The organism is Pseudomonas sp. M30-35, from assembly GCF_002163625.1.
Classification (GTDB): domain Bacteria; phylum Pseudomonadota; class Gammaproteobacteria; order Pseudomonadales; family Pseudomonadaceae; genus Aquipseudomonas.
In genome coordinates, this window is record NZ_CP020892.1 from 2,551,301 (window position 1) to 2,568,208 (window position 16,908).

Below are 16,908 nucleotides of genomic sequence, written 5' to 3' on the forward strand. Positions count from 1 at the left end.
CAGCCTTGAATCTCAGACGATGCCACCGTTGACTCTGATCGTCTGGCCGTTGACCCAGGCGCCCTCCTCGCTAATCAAAAATGCCACAGCGCCTGCGATATCCTCCGGCGCCCCCAAGCGTTCAAGTGGCGGTTGTAGCGTCAGCTTTTCGATCAACTCATCGGTCTTGCCATTGAAGAACAGATCAGTGGTCGTTGGCCCGGGTGCAATTGCGTTAACACTGATGCGACGGCCACGCAGTTCCTTGGAAAAAATCTGAGTAAACACCTCAACCGCAGCCTTGGAGGCGGCATAGGCAGAATAACCAGGCAACGCCATGCCAATCACGCTGGTCGAAAAATTAACGATGCGCCCACCTTCGCGTAGCCGTGTAGCGGCAAGACGCAGGGTGTTGAATGTACCTTGGGTGTTGATCGAAAAGATCCGCTGATACAGCTCATCATCAGTGTCTTTGAGTGGCACCAAACCCGGCTGGACCACCCCGGCATTGTTGACCAGTATGTCGATGCCACCGAACGCGACCTCGGTTTGATCAAACAATGCTTCGACCGCAACCGGATCAGCGATATCGGCAAGCACCGCATAGGCTTTGCCGCCTGCTGCCATTATCTCCCGCACCACATCCTCAGCATCAGATGGGTTTGAAGCGTAATTGACTACCACGCTGATGCCTTCTTTGGCTAAACGCTTGGCAATGGCTGCGCCAATGCCTCTTGAAGCTCCTGTGACGATGGCAACTTTAGACATGATTGTTCTCTCTTGTTAGTGCTCCACAACATGCGAATGCCGGGCTGTAACTTGGATAATGCAAAATCTGTGGCTTCCTTCTGTATAGCTGCGAATCTGCGCTTCTGGCTGACCAGTCATCTGGACTTAGGCAATCTAATGATTAGTTACTGAAGACATTTTGCATGGGGTTCCGCCGCAGAAACCGGCAATAATCCGCTGATAAAAGCCCGGCACATGGCGACAAATCGCCACCCACTGCGAACTGGTTCACCCTGATTTTTCAGTGAGCATTGCCCTCGGCCCAATCGATGAAATTGGCACAAGCATTGCGATACAGATAAACGCGCAACGCGCCAACACTGATAAGAAAAAATAAAGGGATTCCTCATGCTTAAGAAACTGTTTGCCGTGGCTGCCTGTGCCATGTCGATCACTTCGACCTCTGCCTTTAGTGCACAGCAAAACGGTCCAATCGTTATCAAGTTCGCGCATGTCGTCGCCGACGACACACCCAAGGGGCAAGGTGCGCTGCTGTTTAAAAAACTGGTCGAAGAGCGTTTGCAAGGGAAAGTTGCAGTCGAGGTGTATGCCAACTCCTCACTGGTTGGCGATGCTGATGAAATGCAAGCGCTGAAAGATGGCAAAGTACAAATGCTCGCGCCGTCGTTGGCCAAGTTCGGTGCCTACACCAAGCAATTGCAAATCTATGATTTACCGTTTTTGTTTGACGATTTAGACGCGGTCAACCGTTTTCAAAAACGTGCAAAAGGCCGTCAATTACTGCGCAGCATGGAAGATAAAGGCATTATCGGCCTGGCCTATTGGCATAACGGCATGAAGCAGTTGTCGGCCAACAAAGCCTTGTACATGCCCGCTGATGCAGCAGGTCTGAAGTTCCGCATTCAACCTTCTGATGTGCTCAGCGCCCAGTTCAATCAACTGTCAGCCAGCCCAGAGGTAATGCCCTTCTCTGAGGTTTTCAAGGGGTTGCAAACGGGTGCGGTGCAAGGCGCGGAAAACCCATGGTCGAACATTTACAGCAAAAAGCTGAATACCGTTCAGCCGTACATCACCGAAACCAACCACGGCGTGCTCGACTACATGCTGGTGAGCAACCCAACATTTTGGTACGGCATTCCGCACGCCACTCGCGTGGTGCTTGAAGGGATTATCGATGAGGTCACTTACTCAGTGAATCGTCATGCGGAAGAAGCCAACCTGGCGGATCGCAATCGTATTGAAGCCTCGGGCAGCAGCCAGATCATCGTTCTCGACGATCAGCAGCGCCAAGCCTGGCGTGAAGCAATGAAGCCGGTATGGGCACAATTTGAGCAACAGATCGGTGCCGATGTCATGAAGGCTGCGCAGATCGTCAACCGTAAATCACGTAATTAGCCGCATCCCTTTGATCCAGGCCAACATCCGTTGATGCTGGCTTGGATCTGACTTTAATCCAGCTTGTCAGCCGGCGGGATCAATTGGTCAGATGTCCAACCGCCACCCAGCGCTGCAATCAGTTGCACACTCGCCGTCAGACGGCTGCCCAACAGCGTTAACGCAGTCCGCTCGTTGTTCAACGCACTGGCCTGAATCGTCACCACGCTATTGAAGTCGACGGTGCCCGCCTTGTACTGGTTTTCGATAAGTCGCAATGACTCACGCGCGGCCTCAAGTGCTTCCTGCTGCACGAGCGCCTCTTGCTCCATGACTTTTAGCTGCACCAGGTAATCTTCAACCTCACGAAAACTATCGAGTACCGACTGACGATATTGCGCCACAGTCTGGTCGTACGCCGCTTCGCTGCGCTCAACTTCTGCACTGCGCGCGCCGCCGTCAAACAAGGTCATGGCCAGATCAGGTCCAATCGACCAAAACCGGTTTGGTAGGTTAATCCAGTCATGAAAGCTACTGCCGCGATAGCCGCCTGACGCTGAAATGGACAGGTCTGGATACCACGCGGCCTCCGCGACGCCTATATCTGCGTTAGCCGCGATAACCCGGCGTTCAGCGGCTGCGACATCGGGTCTGCGCTCAAGTAGCTGTGAAGGCAGTGCAACGGGCACCTGAGGCAACTTAGGTAGCAATTCGCGCGGCATAATGCTCAGCTCTGAGGGCGAAACCCCCACCAGCACCGCAATGGCATGCTCAAGTTGTGCACGTTGCCAATTGAGGTCAATCGCTTGTGCTTCAGTGCTTTTGAGTTGTGTGCGCGCCTGAGTCACGTCAGATTTGGGCACAATACCGGCGTTGTATTGATTTTCGGTCAACTTCAGCGAGCGGGCATAAGCTGCTGTGGTTGCATCAAGCAAACGCTTTTGGTCGTCAAGCACGCGCAATTGCAGATAGTTCTGAACCATCTCGGATTGATAACTCAGCTTCGCGGCCGCCAAATCTCCCGCGCTGGCTTCAAAACCTGCTTTGCTCGATTCCAGCGAACGCCGCAACTTGCCCCAAATATCCAACTCCCACGCCACATTCAGCGTGGCATCGTAGTTTTTGGTGATGGTTGATGAGCTGCTGCCACCCGAGTTGATCACGTCAGATGTCGAGACCACATTACTGCCGCCGCCCTGGCCTGTGCGGGTCACTCCGGTGCTGCCGGAAAGCGTTGGGTAAAAGCTTGCACGGGCGCCACGCACCAAGGCGCGTGCCTGACGATACTGCGCTTCGGCAGCGGCTAAATTCTGATTAGACACGTTTAAGCGTGCAACCAGAGCATTCAACTCCGCGTCACCGTACAACTCCCACCAGGCACCACGTTCCAGTGCATCGCTGGGCGCGGCCGCCTTCCAGCCAGCCACCTGTTTGAATTGCTCAGGTGTGTTGAGTTCAGGACGCTTGTAGTCCGGGCCAACCGCACATGCACTCAGTGCAATACTTAATGCAAGCAGGCTCAAAAAGCGCGTGCCACGGGCGTTAGTAATCATAAAGGTGTTTCCAGGGCTGCATCGGTACGCACGCCACGCCAGCGGTTAACCCGGTGGCGCAGGCGGTCGAAGTAAAGGTAAATAACCGGTGTGGTGTAAAGGGTGAGCAACTGGCTGAGAATCAGCCCGCCAACGATGGTAATACCCAGCGGCTTGCGCATCTCCGAACCTTCGGCACTGCTGAGCACTAACGGTAATGCGCCGAGAATAGCTGCCAACGTGGTCATCATGATGGGCCTGAATCGCAGCAGGCAGGCATGACGGATCGACTCAAATGGACTCATGTGTTGCTGGCGCTCCAACTGCAAGGCCAAATCAATCATCAAGATCGCGTTTTTCTTGACTACCCCAATCAGCAAGAACAAACCTAATAGCGAGATCAGGCTGAACTCGGTATTGAGTAGCTCCAGCGCCAGCAATGCGCCAACCCCTGCAGAGGGTAGCGTTGAAAGAATCGTCAATGGGTGGATGTAACTCTCGTAGAGCACACCTAAAACGATATATACCACGCCTAATGCCAACAAGATCATCAGCGGTTGACTGTCTTGGGTCTTCTGAAAAGCGGCACCAGTACCGCTCATCATGCCCTGAACCTCGGTGGGCAAATTGAGTCTGGCAACCGCGTCATCAATCGCCTTGGTGGCTTCATCGAGGCTTACACCTTCAGCTAAAGAGAAACCGATATTCTCCGAAGCAAACTGGCCCTGATGGTTAACGCGGTCTTCCTCAAGGCTGCGTTCCCAGCGGGCAAATGTCGATAAAGGCACGCGCTCGCCATCGGCAGTGATCAATTTGATCTGATCCAAGGACTCAGGGTATTCGGCATATTTTTTATCGACTTCCATGACCACGCTGTATTGGTTCAGCGTGTCGTAGATGGTTGATATTTGCCGCTGGCTGTAGGCGTTATTCAACACGCTGGTGACCATCGCCATATCCACACCAAAACGCTTGGCCATGTCGCGATCAACCACCAGGCTGATTTGCTGCGCACCTTCGTTCTCTTTGGCATCAATATCCGTCAACTGAGGCAATGCTCGCAGCGCCTCACGAACCTTCGGCATCCACACACGCAGTTGATCGAGATCACCCGACAACAATATGTATTCGTTCTCGGAGCTACGCCCTTGCCTGCCACCAATTTGCAGGTCTTGGTCAGGCATCAGGAACAGTCGGCCACCGGCAATCTTAGGCACTTCATTGCGCAGTCGATTGATCACATCCTGCGAGGAAATCTTGCGCTGCGTAATGGGTTTCAGGCGCACGATAATAAATGCGTTATTGATCCCCGCCCCGCCGCCCACAAAACCGGCAACGCTTTCCACCGCCGGATCCTTGAGAATTGCCCGGCGATAGGTTTCCATTTTTGGCTGCATCATCTGAAAGGACAAACCATCGTCGCCACGGACAAAACCAATCAATTGGCCAGTGTCTTGTTGTGGCAAGAAGGTTTTCGGCACGATGATAAACAGCACTATGTTTAACGCGATGGTTGCAAACAAACTCAGCAGCATCAGTAACGAGTGGCGCAACGCCCAATCCAGGCTGCGTTTATAGCCCCGCAAGACGACCGCACCAAAACGCTCTAACTGCTGCTGCAAACGACCAGGCGGACTCTGTTGATCCTCGGCTTTTAACCAGCGCGCGCAGAGCATCGGCGTAAGCGTAAGCGATACCAGCAAAGAGATAATGATCGACACCGCCAAGGTGATCGAGAACTCGCGGAACAGGCTCTCGACCAAGCCACCCATAAACAGAATCGAAACAAATACCGCAACCAACGACAAATTCATCGCCAGCAGAGTGAAGCCAACTTCTTTGGCACCTTTATACGAGGCCTCGATTGGCGTTTCGCCAGCCTCGATATGTCGAGAGATGTTCTCAAGCACCACGATTGCATCGTCGACCACCAGCCCCGTGGCCAAAATCAGCGCCATCAGTGACAGGTTGTTCAGTGAGAACCCCAACAGATACATGGCGGCAAAGGTGCCCACCAGCGACACAGGCACAGCCAATGCCGGAATCATCGAAGCGCGCCAGCGGCCAAGGAAGCCATACACCACCAAAATGACCAAGGCCACGGCGATCAACAAGGTGCGCTCGGCTTCATGCAAGGTTGCGCGAATCACCGGTGAGCGATCCATTGCCACTTGCAACTCAACATTCGCCGGAATTACCGCGCGCAGTGCAGGTAATTGCTCTCGAATACTGGCGATGGTTTCGATGATGTTGGCGCCTGTCTGACGGTTAATCACCAACAGAACAGCGCTCTGATCATTGTAGAAACCACTGTTGTAGCGATCCTCAACACCGTCGGTGACATCGGCGATATCACTTAGCCGAACCACCGATCCATCCTGGTAGCGGATGATCATCGGTTTGTAATCAGCGGCTTTCTCAAGCTGATCACTGGCCTGAATTTGCCAGTGGTTACTGCCATTCTCGACCGCGCCCTTAGGGCGCTTGGCGTTGGCGTCACTGATCGCCTGACGCACGTCATCCAAGGCGATGCCGTAATGGTCAAGCATGCGTGGTTGCAGTGATACACGTACTGCTGGCAGAGAGCTCCCGCCAATCTGCACTTCACCTACACCGGTTACCTGCGATAGTTTTTGCGCGATAACCGATGAAGCTACGTCGTACAGCTGACCTTTGTTCAGTACATCGGATGACAGCGCAAGCACCATCACCGGCGCTTGCGAGGGGTTGATCTTGCGGTACGTCGGCATACTGCGCATTCCGCTTGGCAGCAAGTCGCGCGCGGCGTTGATCGCGGCCTGAACTTCGCGGGCAGCGGCATTGATATCACGGTCGAGCTCAAACTCGATCATGATTCGCGTGCTGCCTTGACTGCTGCGGCTGTTCATCTGGCTAATGCCAGCAATGGTTCCCAATGAACGCTCCAGCGGAGTCGCCACGCTGGATGCCATGATCTGCGGGCTGGCGCCCGGCAATGAAGCATCAACGGTAATCACCGGGAAATCCATATCCGGCAACGGTGCGACTGCAAGCAAACCGTAGCTGACCGCGCCGAGCAATATGGTCGCCAGGCTCAGCAGCAAGGTCGCAACAGGACGACGGATAAAGGGCGCGGAGAGGTTCATGGCTTAACTAAAACCCCTGCGGCGCTACGCCCACTGACGCGACGCGCCAAGCGGTCGAAGTACAGGTAAATCACAGGCGTGGTGAACAACGTCAGCAACTGGCTGACCAACAAGCCCCCAACCATGACCAAGCCCAAGGGTTGGCGTAACTCGGCACCCGAGCCTGTGGCCAGCATCAGCGGCACCGCTCCAAACAGCGCGGCCAGCGTGGTCATCAGAATCGGTCGGAAGCGCAACAACGCGGCTTGGTAGATAGCTGCTTCGGGTTGCATGCCCTGGTTGCGTTCTGCGTCGAGGGCGAAGTCGATCATCATGATCGCGTTCTTCTTGACGATGCCGATCAGCAAGATGATGCCGATGATTGCAATCAAGCCCAAATCATTGCCCGTCAGCAGCAACGCCAGCAAGGCGCCCACACCGGCTGACGGTAAAGTCGAAAGGATGGTAATCGGGTGAATATAGCTCTCATAAAGCACGCCAAGGACGATATACATGGTCACTACTGCAGCCAGAATCAGCAGCAAGGTACTCGACAACGACGCGCGGAAAGCTTGTGCGGCGCCCTGAAACTCGGTCTGGATACCTGCCGGTAAGCCGATGTCCTGCTGCGCCTGTTCGATCACGTCAACCGCATTACCCAAGGCAACACCAGGCGCCAGGTTGAATGACAAGGTGGCTGCCGGAAACTGGCCAATGTGATTCACCAGCAAGCTGGCGGCGCGCTGCTCGATCTTCGCCAGATCGGAAAGCGGAATCTGTGTGCCGTCGGCGGTTGCAACGTGAATCTGGCGAAGTGCAGCCGGGCCAATACTGCCCGCATTCTCACTTTCGAGAACCACTCGGTATTGGTTGGCTTGGGTGTAGATAGTTGAGATTTGGCGCTGACCAAATGCGTCATACAACGCATCGTCAATGTCTGTGACTTTTACCCCCAGGCGCCCTGCTATGTCGCGGTCGATATCCAGATAAACCTGTAGGCCACGGTTTTGTAGATCGCTGGCGACGTCAGTGAGCTCAGGCTGTTGTTGCAGACGACTCACCAGCTTGGGCACCCATTCCTCGAGTAAAGCGAGATCAGGCGACTCCATGCTGAACTGAAACTGTGTGCGGCTGACCCGGTCTTCGATTGACAAATCCTGCACCGGTTGCAAATACAACTGAATACCGCTGAGCTTGGCCAGTTCAGGACGAAGCCGATCAATTACCTCGCTGGCCGTCACATCACGCTCGCTGTGCGGCTTGAGGTTGATCAACATGCGCCCGCTGTTCAGCGTCGGGTTATCACCATCGACGCCAATGTAGGACGACAGGCTGTTCACCGCAGGGTCTTGCAGTACCACCTGAGCCAGCCGTTGTTGACGCTCGCTCATGGCGCTAAAGGAAATAGATTGCGGTGCCTCGGAAATGCCCTGAATGACGCCCGTGTCCTGCACCGGAAAGAAGCCTTTGGGTACAGCCAGGTACAGGACCACGGTCAAGCCCATGGTGCCAATCGCCACGAGCAATGTCAGTGGCTGGCGCTTGAGTACCCATTGCAACCACACGCCGTAATGGTGGATAAGGCGATCAATCCACTCGCCGCTGGCCTTGTAAAAGCCTGTCTGCTGTTCTGGCTCGGGCTCGCGCTTGAGCAAACGGGCGCACATCATTGGGGTCAGGGTCAGCGAAATCAGCAGCGAGATCAAAATCGCCACAGCCAAAGTGATAGCAAACTCGCGGAACAAACGGCCAACCACATCAGCCATGAACAACAGCGGAATCAATACCGCAATCAGCGAGATGGTCAACGACACCAAGGTGAAACCAATCTGCTTGGCGCCCTTGAGCGCGGCATTGAACGGCGTTTCGCCCTCTTCAATATGCCGCGCGATGTTCTCCAGCATGACGATCGCATCATCTACCACAAAACCGGTGGCAATGGTTAACGCCATCAAGGTCAGGTTGTTGATGGTGAAGCCAGAGAGATACATGATGCCAAAGCTGCCAATCAGCGATAGCGGCACTACGATAGAGGGAATGATCGTCGCCGACAGCCGCCGTAGAAACAGGAATGTCACCAATACCACCAGCGCGATAGCCATCATCATCTCGTGCTGCACATCAGTGACCGCAGCGCGAATGGTTTGCGTGCGATCGGTCAGCACCGTCACGTCAACGCTGGCAGGCAAGCCTTCAGTCAGGTTGGGCAGCAAGGTTTGAATGCGATCTACCACGTCAATTACGTTGGCACCCGGCTGGCGTTGCACGTTTACCAGAATCGCTTCATTCAGATTGGCCCAGGCGGCAAGCCGCTGGTTCTCTGCTCCATCGACGATGGTGGCCACATCTTTAAGGCGCAAAGTGGCGCCTTCGCTGTAGTTAATAATCAGCTGCCGATATTGATCCACCGAAATCAGTTGGTCATTGGCATCGAGCTGAGAAACGCGGGTCGGGCCGTCAAAGTTACCCTTCGGCTGGTTGACGTTGCTGGCGGTTATCAGCGTGCGTATATCCGCGAGGTTCAAACCATAAGACGCCAGTGCATCAGGGTTAACCCGTATGCGCACCGCCGGACGTTGCCCCCCCGCCAGCGAGACCAGGCCGACGCCGCTGGTTTGCGCCAGCTTTTGCGCGAGCCGGGTATCAACCAGGTCGTTTATTTCGGGTAAGCGCAGGGTTTTCGAGCTGATCGCCAACGTCATCACTGGCGTATCAGCCGGGTTGACCTTGCTGTACACCGGTGGTGCTGGCAAATCATTGGGCAACAGATTGGTCGCGCCGTTAATTGCCGCCTGAACTTCCTGCTCGGCCACGTCCAGCTTGATCTCAAGGTTAAACCGCAAGGTGATAACCGACGCGCCGCCTGAGCTGGTCGAAGACATTTGCTTCAAACCAGCCATCTGCCCGAACTGACGCTCAAGGGGTGCGGTTACCGCGCTAGTCATCACATCTGGGCTGGCGCCCGGATACAAGGTCATCACCCGGATGGTCGGGTAATCGACCTCTGGCAAGGCCGATACCGGCAGCAATCGGTAAGCGATAATCCCGCTAAGGAAAATCGCCACCATGATCAGCGTGGTTGCGACCGGACGCAGGATGAACAGGCGAGAAACATTCATGCTTTGCGCTTCGGTTGACCATCAGTCTCAGTTGCCAAAGGCACTGGTGCCGATTCCGGCTCAGGCGCGAAGCCGGTACCTATAACCTCGACTTTGTTGCCGTCACGCAGACGATCAGTGCCCTCAAGAACAACCCGCTCGCCGACGCTAACCCCCTTCTCTATCAAGGTTGTTTCGCCGTTGCTTGGGCCGACTTCGACAGGACGAATGCTGATCTTGTCTTCTTTATCGACAATGTAAACAAACGGGCCTTTCGATCCAAACTGCAGCGAAGCGGCTGGAATCACATCGACACTTTTGCGGGTTTCGACGCGCAAGCGTACATTCACAAACTGATTGGGATAGAGCATTTCATCGGCATTGGCAAAGCGTGCCTTGAGCTTGACGGTGCCGGTGGCAGTATCGATCATGTTGTCCAGCGTCTCTAATTGCCCCTTGGCCAACAGGGTTTTCTCGCTGCGATCCCATGCCTCGACCGCAAGGGTTTCGCCAGCGCGATAGTGTTTCAACACTCCGGGCAATTCCGCCTCAGGCAAGGTGAACATCACCGCAATCGGTGTGGTTTCAGTAATCACCACCAAAGGCAACTCATCCCCAGAAGTCACCAGGTTACCGATATCGACCTGACGCAACCCCAGACGACCGCTGATAGGTGCACGTACCTGAGTGAAATCAAGATTGAGCTTGGCTTCAGCAACCGCAGCCTGATTCGATTTAACCGTGCCACGATACTGATTAACCAGCGCCAACTGAGTGTCCAGAGTTTGCTTGGCAATCGAATCGTCTGCGTAGAGCCCTTTATAGCGCGCCAGATCTATTTCGGCGTTTTTTAACTGAGCCTGGTTCTCCAGAGCCGTGCCTTGAGCTTGCTGCAATGCGACCTGATAAGGCCGCGGATCAATCACCGCCAACAAATCCCCAGCTTTTACTCGTTGCCCTTCAGTAAACGGCAGCTTCATCAGCTCGCCATCCACTCGGCCGCGCACATTTACTGTGTTATAAGCGGTCACCGTGCCGAGTGCTTTCAATTCGATCGGGAAGTCAGCAGCTTCAACCTGGGCCACACGCACCGGTACCGGCCCCATATCGCCAAAGCGATTACCGCTTACTTGCTCTGGCTTTGCTGGCCAGAATCCCCATACCAATGCCGCGATGGCAACCAGTAAGACCAGTCCAACCAACCATTGGCGTGAGGCTTTTGCGGGGATTAGGGTGTTGTTCGAATCAGGCATATCTCAGATCACTTCCTAGAGGAAGACGAACGATAAGCACTCTTAAGGCCTAAGCAAAGCCTCTTTACCAGCTATTTACTTATGGTCTGTTGCAGTTTGTGCCAAACAAACACAAATCAGCAGCGGCAAATCGCACTAAATGGTTAAGTTTTGGCTAAGGAACCTCTGAAAAAGGTAGCGAGCGACGGGAGTACAAGGCAAAAAACTGCGAAAAGCGGCCGAGGTCGCGCTCGACTTTACGTGTTGTAAATGAGCATTTTGAGCAGTTTTTTAACGCAGCACGGGCTGCCCCAGTAATACCTAGCGCAGTAGTTTTTCAGAGGTTCCCTAAAGGCTGGAAGCCCCGGTGAGTGATCCAGCCGTCTATCGAGCCTTACAGCACTGCCCAGGCAAGCAACCAGACCGGCGCGCTAATCACCGGCAAGATCAACGCCAGCCTTGGCTTATAGGGCAAGCTCATAACCAGCAGCAAACCCGCCAGACTGACCTGTCCCAGCCAGCCAATCGGGCCCATGGCCCAGCCCCAGCTCGATACGCAGGCCATAAAGCCCGCGCCCAGCAACAACCAACCGGCAACTCGTAAAGCGCGACAGACATAGGTTTGTGGCTCACGCTTCCAGACATTCTTGTAGTGGCGCTTTATACCTAGACAAAGTGCCGACATGGCGCAATAAACCAGCAACAGTCCGGCAAAAAAGTTGATCAACATGTTATTGCACCTGTACCGCGACTGAAGGCTGACGACACGAGGTAATCCGCACCTTTGGCTGGCCTACTCGCCAAGCGCAAAAAGCCAGTAATGCACCGCAAGCAATCGCCGTCAGCTCAACATATAGCCGGATGGGCTCGGCCCAGGGTTGTTTAAGGGTCATGGTGCTGAGCAGCGGCAAGGCCAGGCATAGAAATGCGGCCAAACCCAACTGCTCGCGCCACGCTTGAATATAAGGACGGCAATAGGCATGGACCAAGCTCAACAGCCAAATGGCAAAAAATAGCCGTACCTCCAGCGCTCCACGTTCCGCCACCTCAATCGGCAGCAAGCGGTTAGCCCACAGATAACCGATACAAGCGATGCTCAAACCGGGAATGATTGCCACATTCAACCGCTCCGCCACCTTATACAGCCAAGCAGCGATGGGGCCTTCTGCGTCATGCCTACGCCGACGTTTAACGGTGAACAGCACCAGGCCGGTGGCGATCATTGCGCAACTGGCGAGGCTGCAAAGAAAGTACAACCAGCGCATCGGGTAGCCACCGAACTGGGCGAAATGCAAACCAGCGATCACCCGCTGACTCAGAATTGCACCGCGGTTCTGCTCCGGTTGATTTACAACCTTGCCGCTTAATCCATCGAAGGCCATGCTCTTGCCCTTGGTCAGCTCGATTCTATTGCCCAGTACCGGGCGCGCTTCGATCCTGGCATCGCTACGCCCTGGATTACTGATAGACAGCGATCCGATTTCACCCATAACCCGCTCTGCCTCAGCCAATACCGGACCGACCGGGGTCAGTTGAGCAGGCGTCGCGGGGGTAACAGTACGCGCGCCCCGCTGCTCATGCTGATCGCGGCCGAAAGCGGCCTGACGATCACCATCAAACAAGGCATCGACTGCGGCAGGCATATAAATGACCGAGAAAATCACCAGCCCGGTGTAGGTGATCATCAAGTGGAAAGGCAACACCAACACGCCTGTGGCGTTATGCGCATCCAACCATGACCGCTGGCCTTTACCCGGGCGGAAAGTGAAGAATTCCTTGAAGAATTTTTTATGGATGATCAGGCTGCTAAACAGCGCCACCAACATACCAATCGCAGCAAAACCGACCAGCCAGATACCAATATTGCGCGGCATATTGAGGGTGAAGTGAAAGCGGAAAAAGTGACCGCCACCGGCACTGTCGCGCACCGCTATCGGTTCACCCGTGTTGGGGTCAAGGTATTGCCGTGGCCCACCTCGACGCTGCTCGCCGGCAGACACCGTCAAGCCCGGTGAGCGCTCGGTCGGCAAGCCGATATTCCAAGCTGAAGCATTCGCGTGCTTGGCCTGCAAATAGGCAATTGCCCGCTGCACAGCTTGGGGTTGATCGACTTTATGCGCGGGCGCTTCGGGGCGCATCCAGACATCGATTTCCTTGTCGAATACGGCCAAGGTTCCGGTGAGGAAAATAGCAAACAACAACCAGCCAAATACCAGCCCAACCCAGGTATGTAACCACGACATCGATTGCGTTAACGATTGTGACTTCATGACCAAGCCCTCATTAATTGCGGCCAAAACCCGATGATTAGCAACACACCGCTGGCCAGTAATAAACCGCTCCAAACCACCCGCACGCGAGCGCAGGCGAAGGCCCAGAGAATCACCAATGGGTAGATCACAAAGGCTGGCCATGTTGCGATTGTCATTGCCGCACGCGGCTCGGTGGGCAGTACTTGCGACAGTGCTGCAGTGAATGCGTAGGTAAACAGGTAGCCGGCGAATATCGCGGCGAGCACCCGTGACAGCATCGACCCACTAAACGCCTGAGCTTTCATTGTGCTTGTGGCTCCGTCGCGACTTTTAACGCCCACGGGATAGACGCGGGCAACATCGGGCCATGGCCAAGCCCCGGCAATTTTTGATACTCAAGCTGCAATCCCGGAAAGCCTGCTAAGCGCTTGACCATTTCAGGTAATGCATCAGCTCCCACCGCACGCATAGCTGCCGCGCGCTCCTTGGGTACTTCCCGGCCCTTTTGCGCTTGCCCTTCCAGCTCGCCATGCACGATTAGCAGCTGCCCTTGGGCATCTGCGGGTAGCTGCTTTTCAATCTCCAGAATTAAACCTGACTGCCACCATAATGAGGGGCTTGCCGCTATGTAGCGGTTAAAGCTCTGTGGCTGGGTAAACAGGGTATTGAGTACGAACAGGCCGCCAAATGAATGCCCCCAAAGACTTCGGCGCTGCTTATCCAGCGGGTATTTAGCCTCTACAACGGGTTTGATCTGGCCTTCAATCAATTGCATGAATGCAGATGCCCCACCCGCCATGCGCCCCGGAGTGACAAAGGGCTGGCCTGCTTGCGGCGCGGGGGTGTAGTCGAGCGTGCGGGCTGGAGCGTTGATCACTCGCTCACCGGCATAACCGATCATCACCAGCAGCGGTGTCTCAGGCAAAGCACTAAACCATTGATCCTTGAGGGTGGTTAATGCTGCATTGCCGTCGAGCATGTACAACACCGGATAACCTGACGCTGGCGCTGGCTGCTTGGGAATTGCCAGATAAACCCGGTAGTGGCGCTGGTTATCTGCCGAAGACAGATCAAAGTGTTCAAAGTTGAAAAACTCCGAGCCGCGCTCAGCCAGAGTCTCACCCATGACGCGGGTCAGATCTGGCTTGGCCTGCGCCATCCAGGGCAGAAAAGATAACAACAACAGCAAATACTTCATTACATCCGCTTCCTCGATCCAGCAGTGACTTGATTGCTTTCGCAACAGCCGAAAACAAAGAACTCCGCCAGGGTCACTGGCGGAGTAAAAAACCGCTGGTTAGAGCGGTCAAAGGAGACTAATAGTCAGAAGTTCGCAGTCACCGAAGCGAAGTAAGAGCGGCCCGGTTCGTTGTAGGTATTGGCACCTTCGCCGCCGGAGTTGGCTTCACGCTTGAGTTCCTTGTCGAACAGGTTGTTTATCCCAGTCGAGAAACTCCAGGTGTCATCCAATTCATAGTTTCCGGTTAAGCCGAATACGCTGTAGCTGCCGCGAGTTTTGAGCTCATCACCCGTTGCGGCAGCGCCACGCGAGGTCAGGTTGCGCGGTTCCTGCTTGCCGTAATGGCTCATATTGAATGACAGGTCGAGGCTGTCAGTGACCGCCCAATCGAGCATCGAGTTGATTGTGTATTCCGGGATAATCGACAACGGCTCGTTGGTCGACTTGTTGGTGTTTTCAATCATGTAGGTGAAATTGTTATTCCAAGACAGAACTTCACCTTCATTGCCCAGCAGCGGGATATTCAAACTGCCTTCCCAGCCAGAAACGACGGCCTTGGGCGCGTTCTCCCACTGAAAAACCCGACCATTGCTGTTGGTCTGCGCCACTTGATCAAGACCTGCGGTGATCTTGTCTTTGTAATCGTTGTGGAAATAGGTAATCCCGGCGTTCCAACCCGCCTGGTCATAAACAATACCAATCTCTTTGTTTATGCTGGTTTCCGCATCGAGATCGTCATTACCCTGTACATAGCAGCCACTGCCCAGGCTTGGCGCATCAACCGGGCAGCCGTTGCCTCGGGTGTAATAAAGATAATTTGTGTTGGACTGATACAGGTTCGGTGCTTTGAATGCCTTGGCAACACCACCCTTAAGCGAGATCGCATCGGTGATTTTGTAAGTGCTGTTGAGGCTCGGGCTCCAATTACCGCCGAACTGGCTGTGATGGTCGAAACGCAGTCCAGGGGTCAGAATCCAGCGGTCACTGAGCTCAATGTTGTCCTCAGCAAATACGGCATAGTTGTCGGCATCTGCTTTACCCGAACGAACGCCCGTGTCAGCTCCCGGCACATCGCCGCCGTTGCCGGTGCTCTGCGTCATTGAGTACGGATCGTCCAGCTCATCGCGGGTAAGCTCCGTACCAAGCGTCAGCACCTGCGGGCGGCCGATTTGCAGCGGCATATTCACTTCACCTGCCAAGCGGTACGCTTTCAGCTCCGAAGTCGACCAGTCGTCAGCGGTGGTGATACTGCCTTCTGGACCACCGGCCAAGCCCTCGTTAAGGCGATGGTTACGGGTGTTCTCGTAAGAAGCAACAACCTGCGATGTGCCGAAATCCCAGTCGCCACGATGGGTTACCGATGCCGTTTGGCGGTACATCACGTTGGTTTCTTTACCATCACCGGCGAGCTGACTGATTAGCTCGGTACCACTGGTGCTGACAGCTCGGTCGCCCGCATAAATATTGCCCTGACGGCTATAGCCACCTTCAAACTCGAGCACCTGCTGCGGGTCCAGATCCCAGCGCAGAAGACCACTTACATCCTTATTGCGCACGCCTTCGCGACCGGCTGGCGGGGTCGCGGTTGGGCTTGTGGCAAACTCTTCATTGAGCGACAGGTCATCGGCATCCGTCTTGTTGAAGTTGCCGTACAAGCGGTACGACAACGCCTCGACAATTGGCCCTGCCATATTGAAGTTAATGCGCTTGGTCACCCCTTCTGCATCGTTTTCAGGCAGGTTGGTGTAAGCCGTTACCTGGCCGCTGTGCTCATGGGTTGGGGCTTTGGTAATGATGTTGACCACACCACCCGCCGCGCCCGAACCATAACGCGCAGCAGCAGGCCCGCGCAGTACTTCAATACGCTCAACTGCCGCTGCAGGCACCCAGTTACTGTCGCCACGGGTATTACGCTCGCCACTGCGGCCCATGCGCACAGAGTTACGCGAGCTGACAGGTTTGCCGTCAATCAGGATCAGGGTGTTTTCCGGGCCCATGCCTCGAATGTCGATCTGGCGATTATTGCCGTACTGACCCGTCGCACTGTTGCCGGTCAGGTTAACCCCGGGCATTTTGCGGATGATGTCGGAGAGGTCGTTGACGGGTGGACGTTTCTTGATGTCTTCCGCGGTGATGATCGACACACCAGGCGCCTGCTTGAGCTCCTCCTCGGCAGTCCCCAACACATAAGCGTCCTGCAACTGCACAGTGCCCTCTGCATTGTTTTCTGAGTCAGCAGCAAATCCAACCTGCGAGCCACTTATGGCCAAAAAAGCCAATGTCAGGTGATTTAATTTAGGGCGGTACTGCATCAACATCTCTCCATGTCTGCCAATTGCGTGCATGA

Annotated in this window: 11 protein-coding genes; 1 reads left to right on the top strand and 10 read right to left on the bottom strand. The window is 54.8% G+C overall.

Going from position 1 to position 16,908, the window contains the following annotated elements:
* Positions 1–12: 12 nt before the first annotated feature.
* Positions 13–747, bottom strand: a complete 735-nt coding sequence (locus B9K09_RS11705) for an SDR family oxidoreductase (protein WP_087516964.1) — start codon at positions 745–747, stop codon at positions 13–15.
* Positions 748–1,116: 369 nt separating this feature from the next.
* Here B9K09_RS11705 and B9K09_RS11710 point away from each other — a divergent pair, with 369 nt between their 5' ends.
* The gene (locus B9K09_RS11710) at positions 1,117–2,124 is read left to right on the top strand and encodes a TRAP transporter substrate-binding protein (RefSeq protein WP_087516965.1); all 1,008 of its coding nucleotides are present in this window, start codon (positions 1,117–1,119) and stop codon (positions 2,122–2,124) included.
* Positions 2,125–2,177: 53 nt separating this feature from the next.
* Here the strand turns inward: B9K09_RS11710 and B9K09_RS11715 are convergent, their stop codons facing one another.
* The 9 genes from B9K09_RS11715 to B9K09_RS11755 form a co-directional block, all read right to left on the bottom strand.
* Positions 2,178–3,656 (bottom strand): efflux transporter outer membrane subunit, encoded by a 1,479-nt coding sequence (locus B9K09_RS11715; protein ID WP_087516966.1) that lies wholly within the window; start codon positions 3,654–3,656, stop codon positions 2,178–2,180.
* Positions 3,653–6,760, bottom strand: coding sequence for an efflux RND transporter permease subunit (locus B9K09_RS11720; protein ID WP_087516967.1), 3,108 nt, complete (start codon positions 6,758–6,760; stop codon positions 3,653–3,655). Before B9K09_RS11720 ends, B9K09_RS11715 begins: the two co-directional genes overlap by 4 nt.
* On the bottom strand, positions 6,757–9,858 hold the full coding sequence (locus B9K09_RS11725; RefSeq protein WP_087516968.1) for an MdtB/MuxB family multidrug efflux RND transporter permease subunit: 3,102 nt from the start codon (positions 9,856–9,858) through the stop codon (positions 6,757–6,759). The genes B9K09_RS11720 and B9K09_RS11725 overlap by 4 nt, the downstream gene beginning before the upstream one ends.
* On the bottom strand, positions 9,855–11,090 hold the full coding sequence (locus B9K09_RS11730) for an MdtA/MuxA family multidrug efflux RND transporter periplasmic adaptor subunit (protein ID WP_087516969.1): 1,236 nt from the start codon (positions 11,088–11,090) through the stop codon (positions 9,855–9,857). Before B9K09_RS11730 ends, B9K09_RS11725 begins: the two co-directional genes overlap by 4 nt.
* A 373-nt stretch (positions 11,091–11,463) precedes the next feature.
* The gene (locus B9K09_RS11735; protein WP_087516970.1) at positions 11,464–11,799 is read right to left on the bottom strand and encodes a DUF3325 domain-containing protein; all 336 of its coding nucleotides are present in this window, start codon (positions 11,797–11,799) and stop codon (positions 11,464–11,466) included.
* A 1-nt stretch (position 11,800) separates the two neighbouring features.
* Entirely contained in the window at positions 11,801–13,339 is a 1,539-nt protein-coding gene (locus B9K09_RS11740) for a PepSY domain-containing protein (RefSeq protein WP_087516971.1), read from the bottom strand.
* Positions 13,336–13,626, bottom strand: a complete 291-nt coding sequence (locus B9K09_RS11745) for an iron transporter (protein ID WP_087516972.1) — start codon at positions 13,624–13,626, stop codon at positions 13,336–13,338. Before B9K09_RS11745 ends, B9K09_RS11740 begins: the two co-directional genes overlap by 4 nt.
* A complete protein-coding gene (locus tag B9K09_RS11750) occupies positions 13,623–14,519 on the bottom strand; it encodes an alpha/beta hydrolase (protein ID WP_087516973.1) in 897 nt (298 codons plus the stop codon). Before B9K09_RS11750 ends, B9K09_RS11745 begins: the two co-directional genes overlap by 4 nt.
* A gap of 125 nt (positions 14,520–14,644) precedes the next feature.
* On the bottom strand, positions 14,645–16,873 hold the full coding sequence (locus B9K09_RS11755; RefSeq protein ID WP_087516974.1) for a TonB-dependent siderophore receptor: 2,229 nt from the start codon (positions 16,871–16,873) through the stop codon (positions 14,645–14,647).
* Positions 16,874–16,908: the final 35 nt, after the last annotated feature.

Coding starts and splice junctions, on each gene's coding strand:
- B9K09_RS11705 (WP_087516964.1), bottom strand. CDS start 747: ATGTCTAAAGTTGCCATCGTCACAGGAGCTTCAAGAGGCATTGGCGCA.
- B9K09_RS11710 (WP_087516965.1), top strand. CDS start 1,117: ATGCTTAAGAAACTGTTTGCCGTGGCTGCCTGTGCCATGTCGATCACT.
- B9K09_RS11715 (WP_087516966.1), bottom strand. CDS start 3,656: ATGATTACTAACGCCCGTGGCACGCGCTTTTTGAGCCTGCTTGCATTA.
- B9K09_RS11720 (WP_087516967.1), bottom strand. CDS start 6,760: ATGAACCTCTCCGCGCCCTTTATCCGTCGTCCTGTTGCGACCTTGCTG.
- B9K09_RS11725 (WP_087516968.1), bottom strand. CDS start 9,858: ATGAATGTTTCTCGCCTGTTCATCCTGCGTCCGGTCGCAACCACGCTG.
- B9K09_RS11730 (WP_087516969.1), bottom strand. CDS start 11,090: ATGCCTGATTCGAACAACACCCTAATCCCCGCAAAAGCCTCACGCCAA.
- B9K09_RS11735 (WP_087516970.1), bottom strand. CDS start 11,799: ATGTTGATCAACTTTTTTGCCGGACTGTTGCTGGTTTATTGCGCCATG.
- B9K09_RS11740 (WP_087516971.1), bottom strand. CDS start 13,339: ATGAAGTCACAATCGTTAACGCAATCGATGTCGTGGTTACATACCTGG.
- B9K09_RS11745 (WP_087516972.1), bottom strand. CDS start 13,626: ATGAAAGCTCAGGCGTTTAGTGGGTCGATGCTGTCACGGGTGCTCGCC.
- B9K09_RS11750 (WP_087516973.1), bottom strand. CDS start 14,519: ATGAAGTATTTGCTGTTGTTGTTATCTTTTCTGCCCTGGATGGCGCAG.
- B9K09_RS11755 (WP_087516974.1), bottom strand. CDS start 16,873: ATGCAGTACCGCCCTAAATTAAATCACCTGACATTGGCTTTTTTGGCC.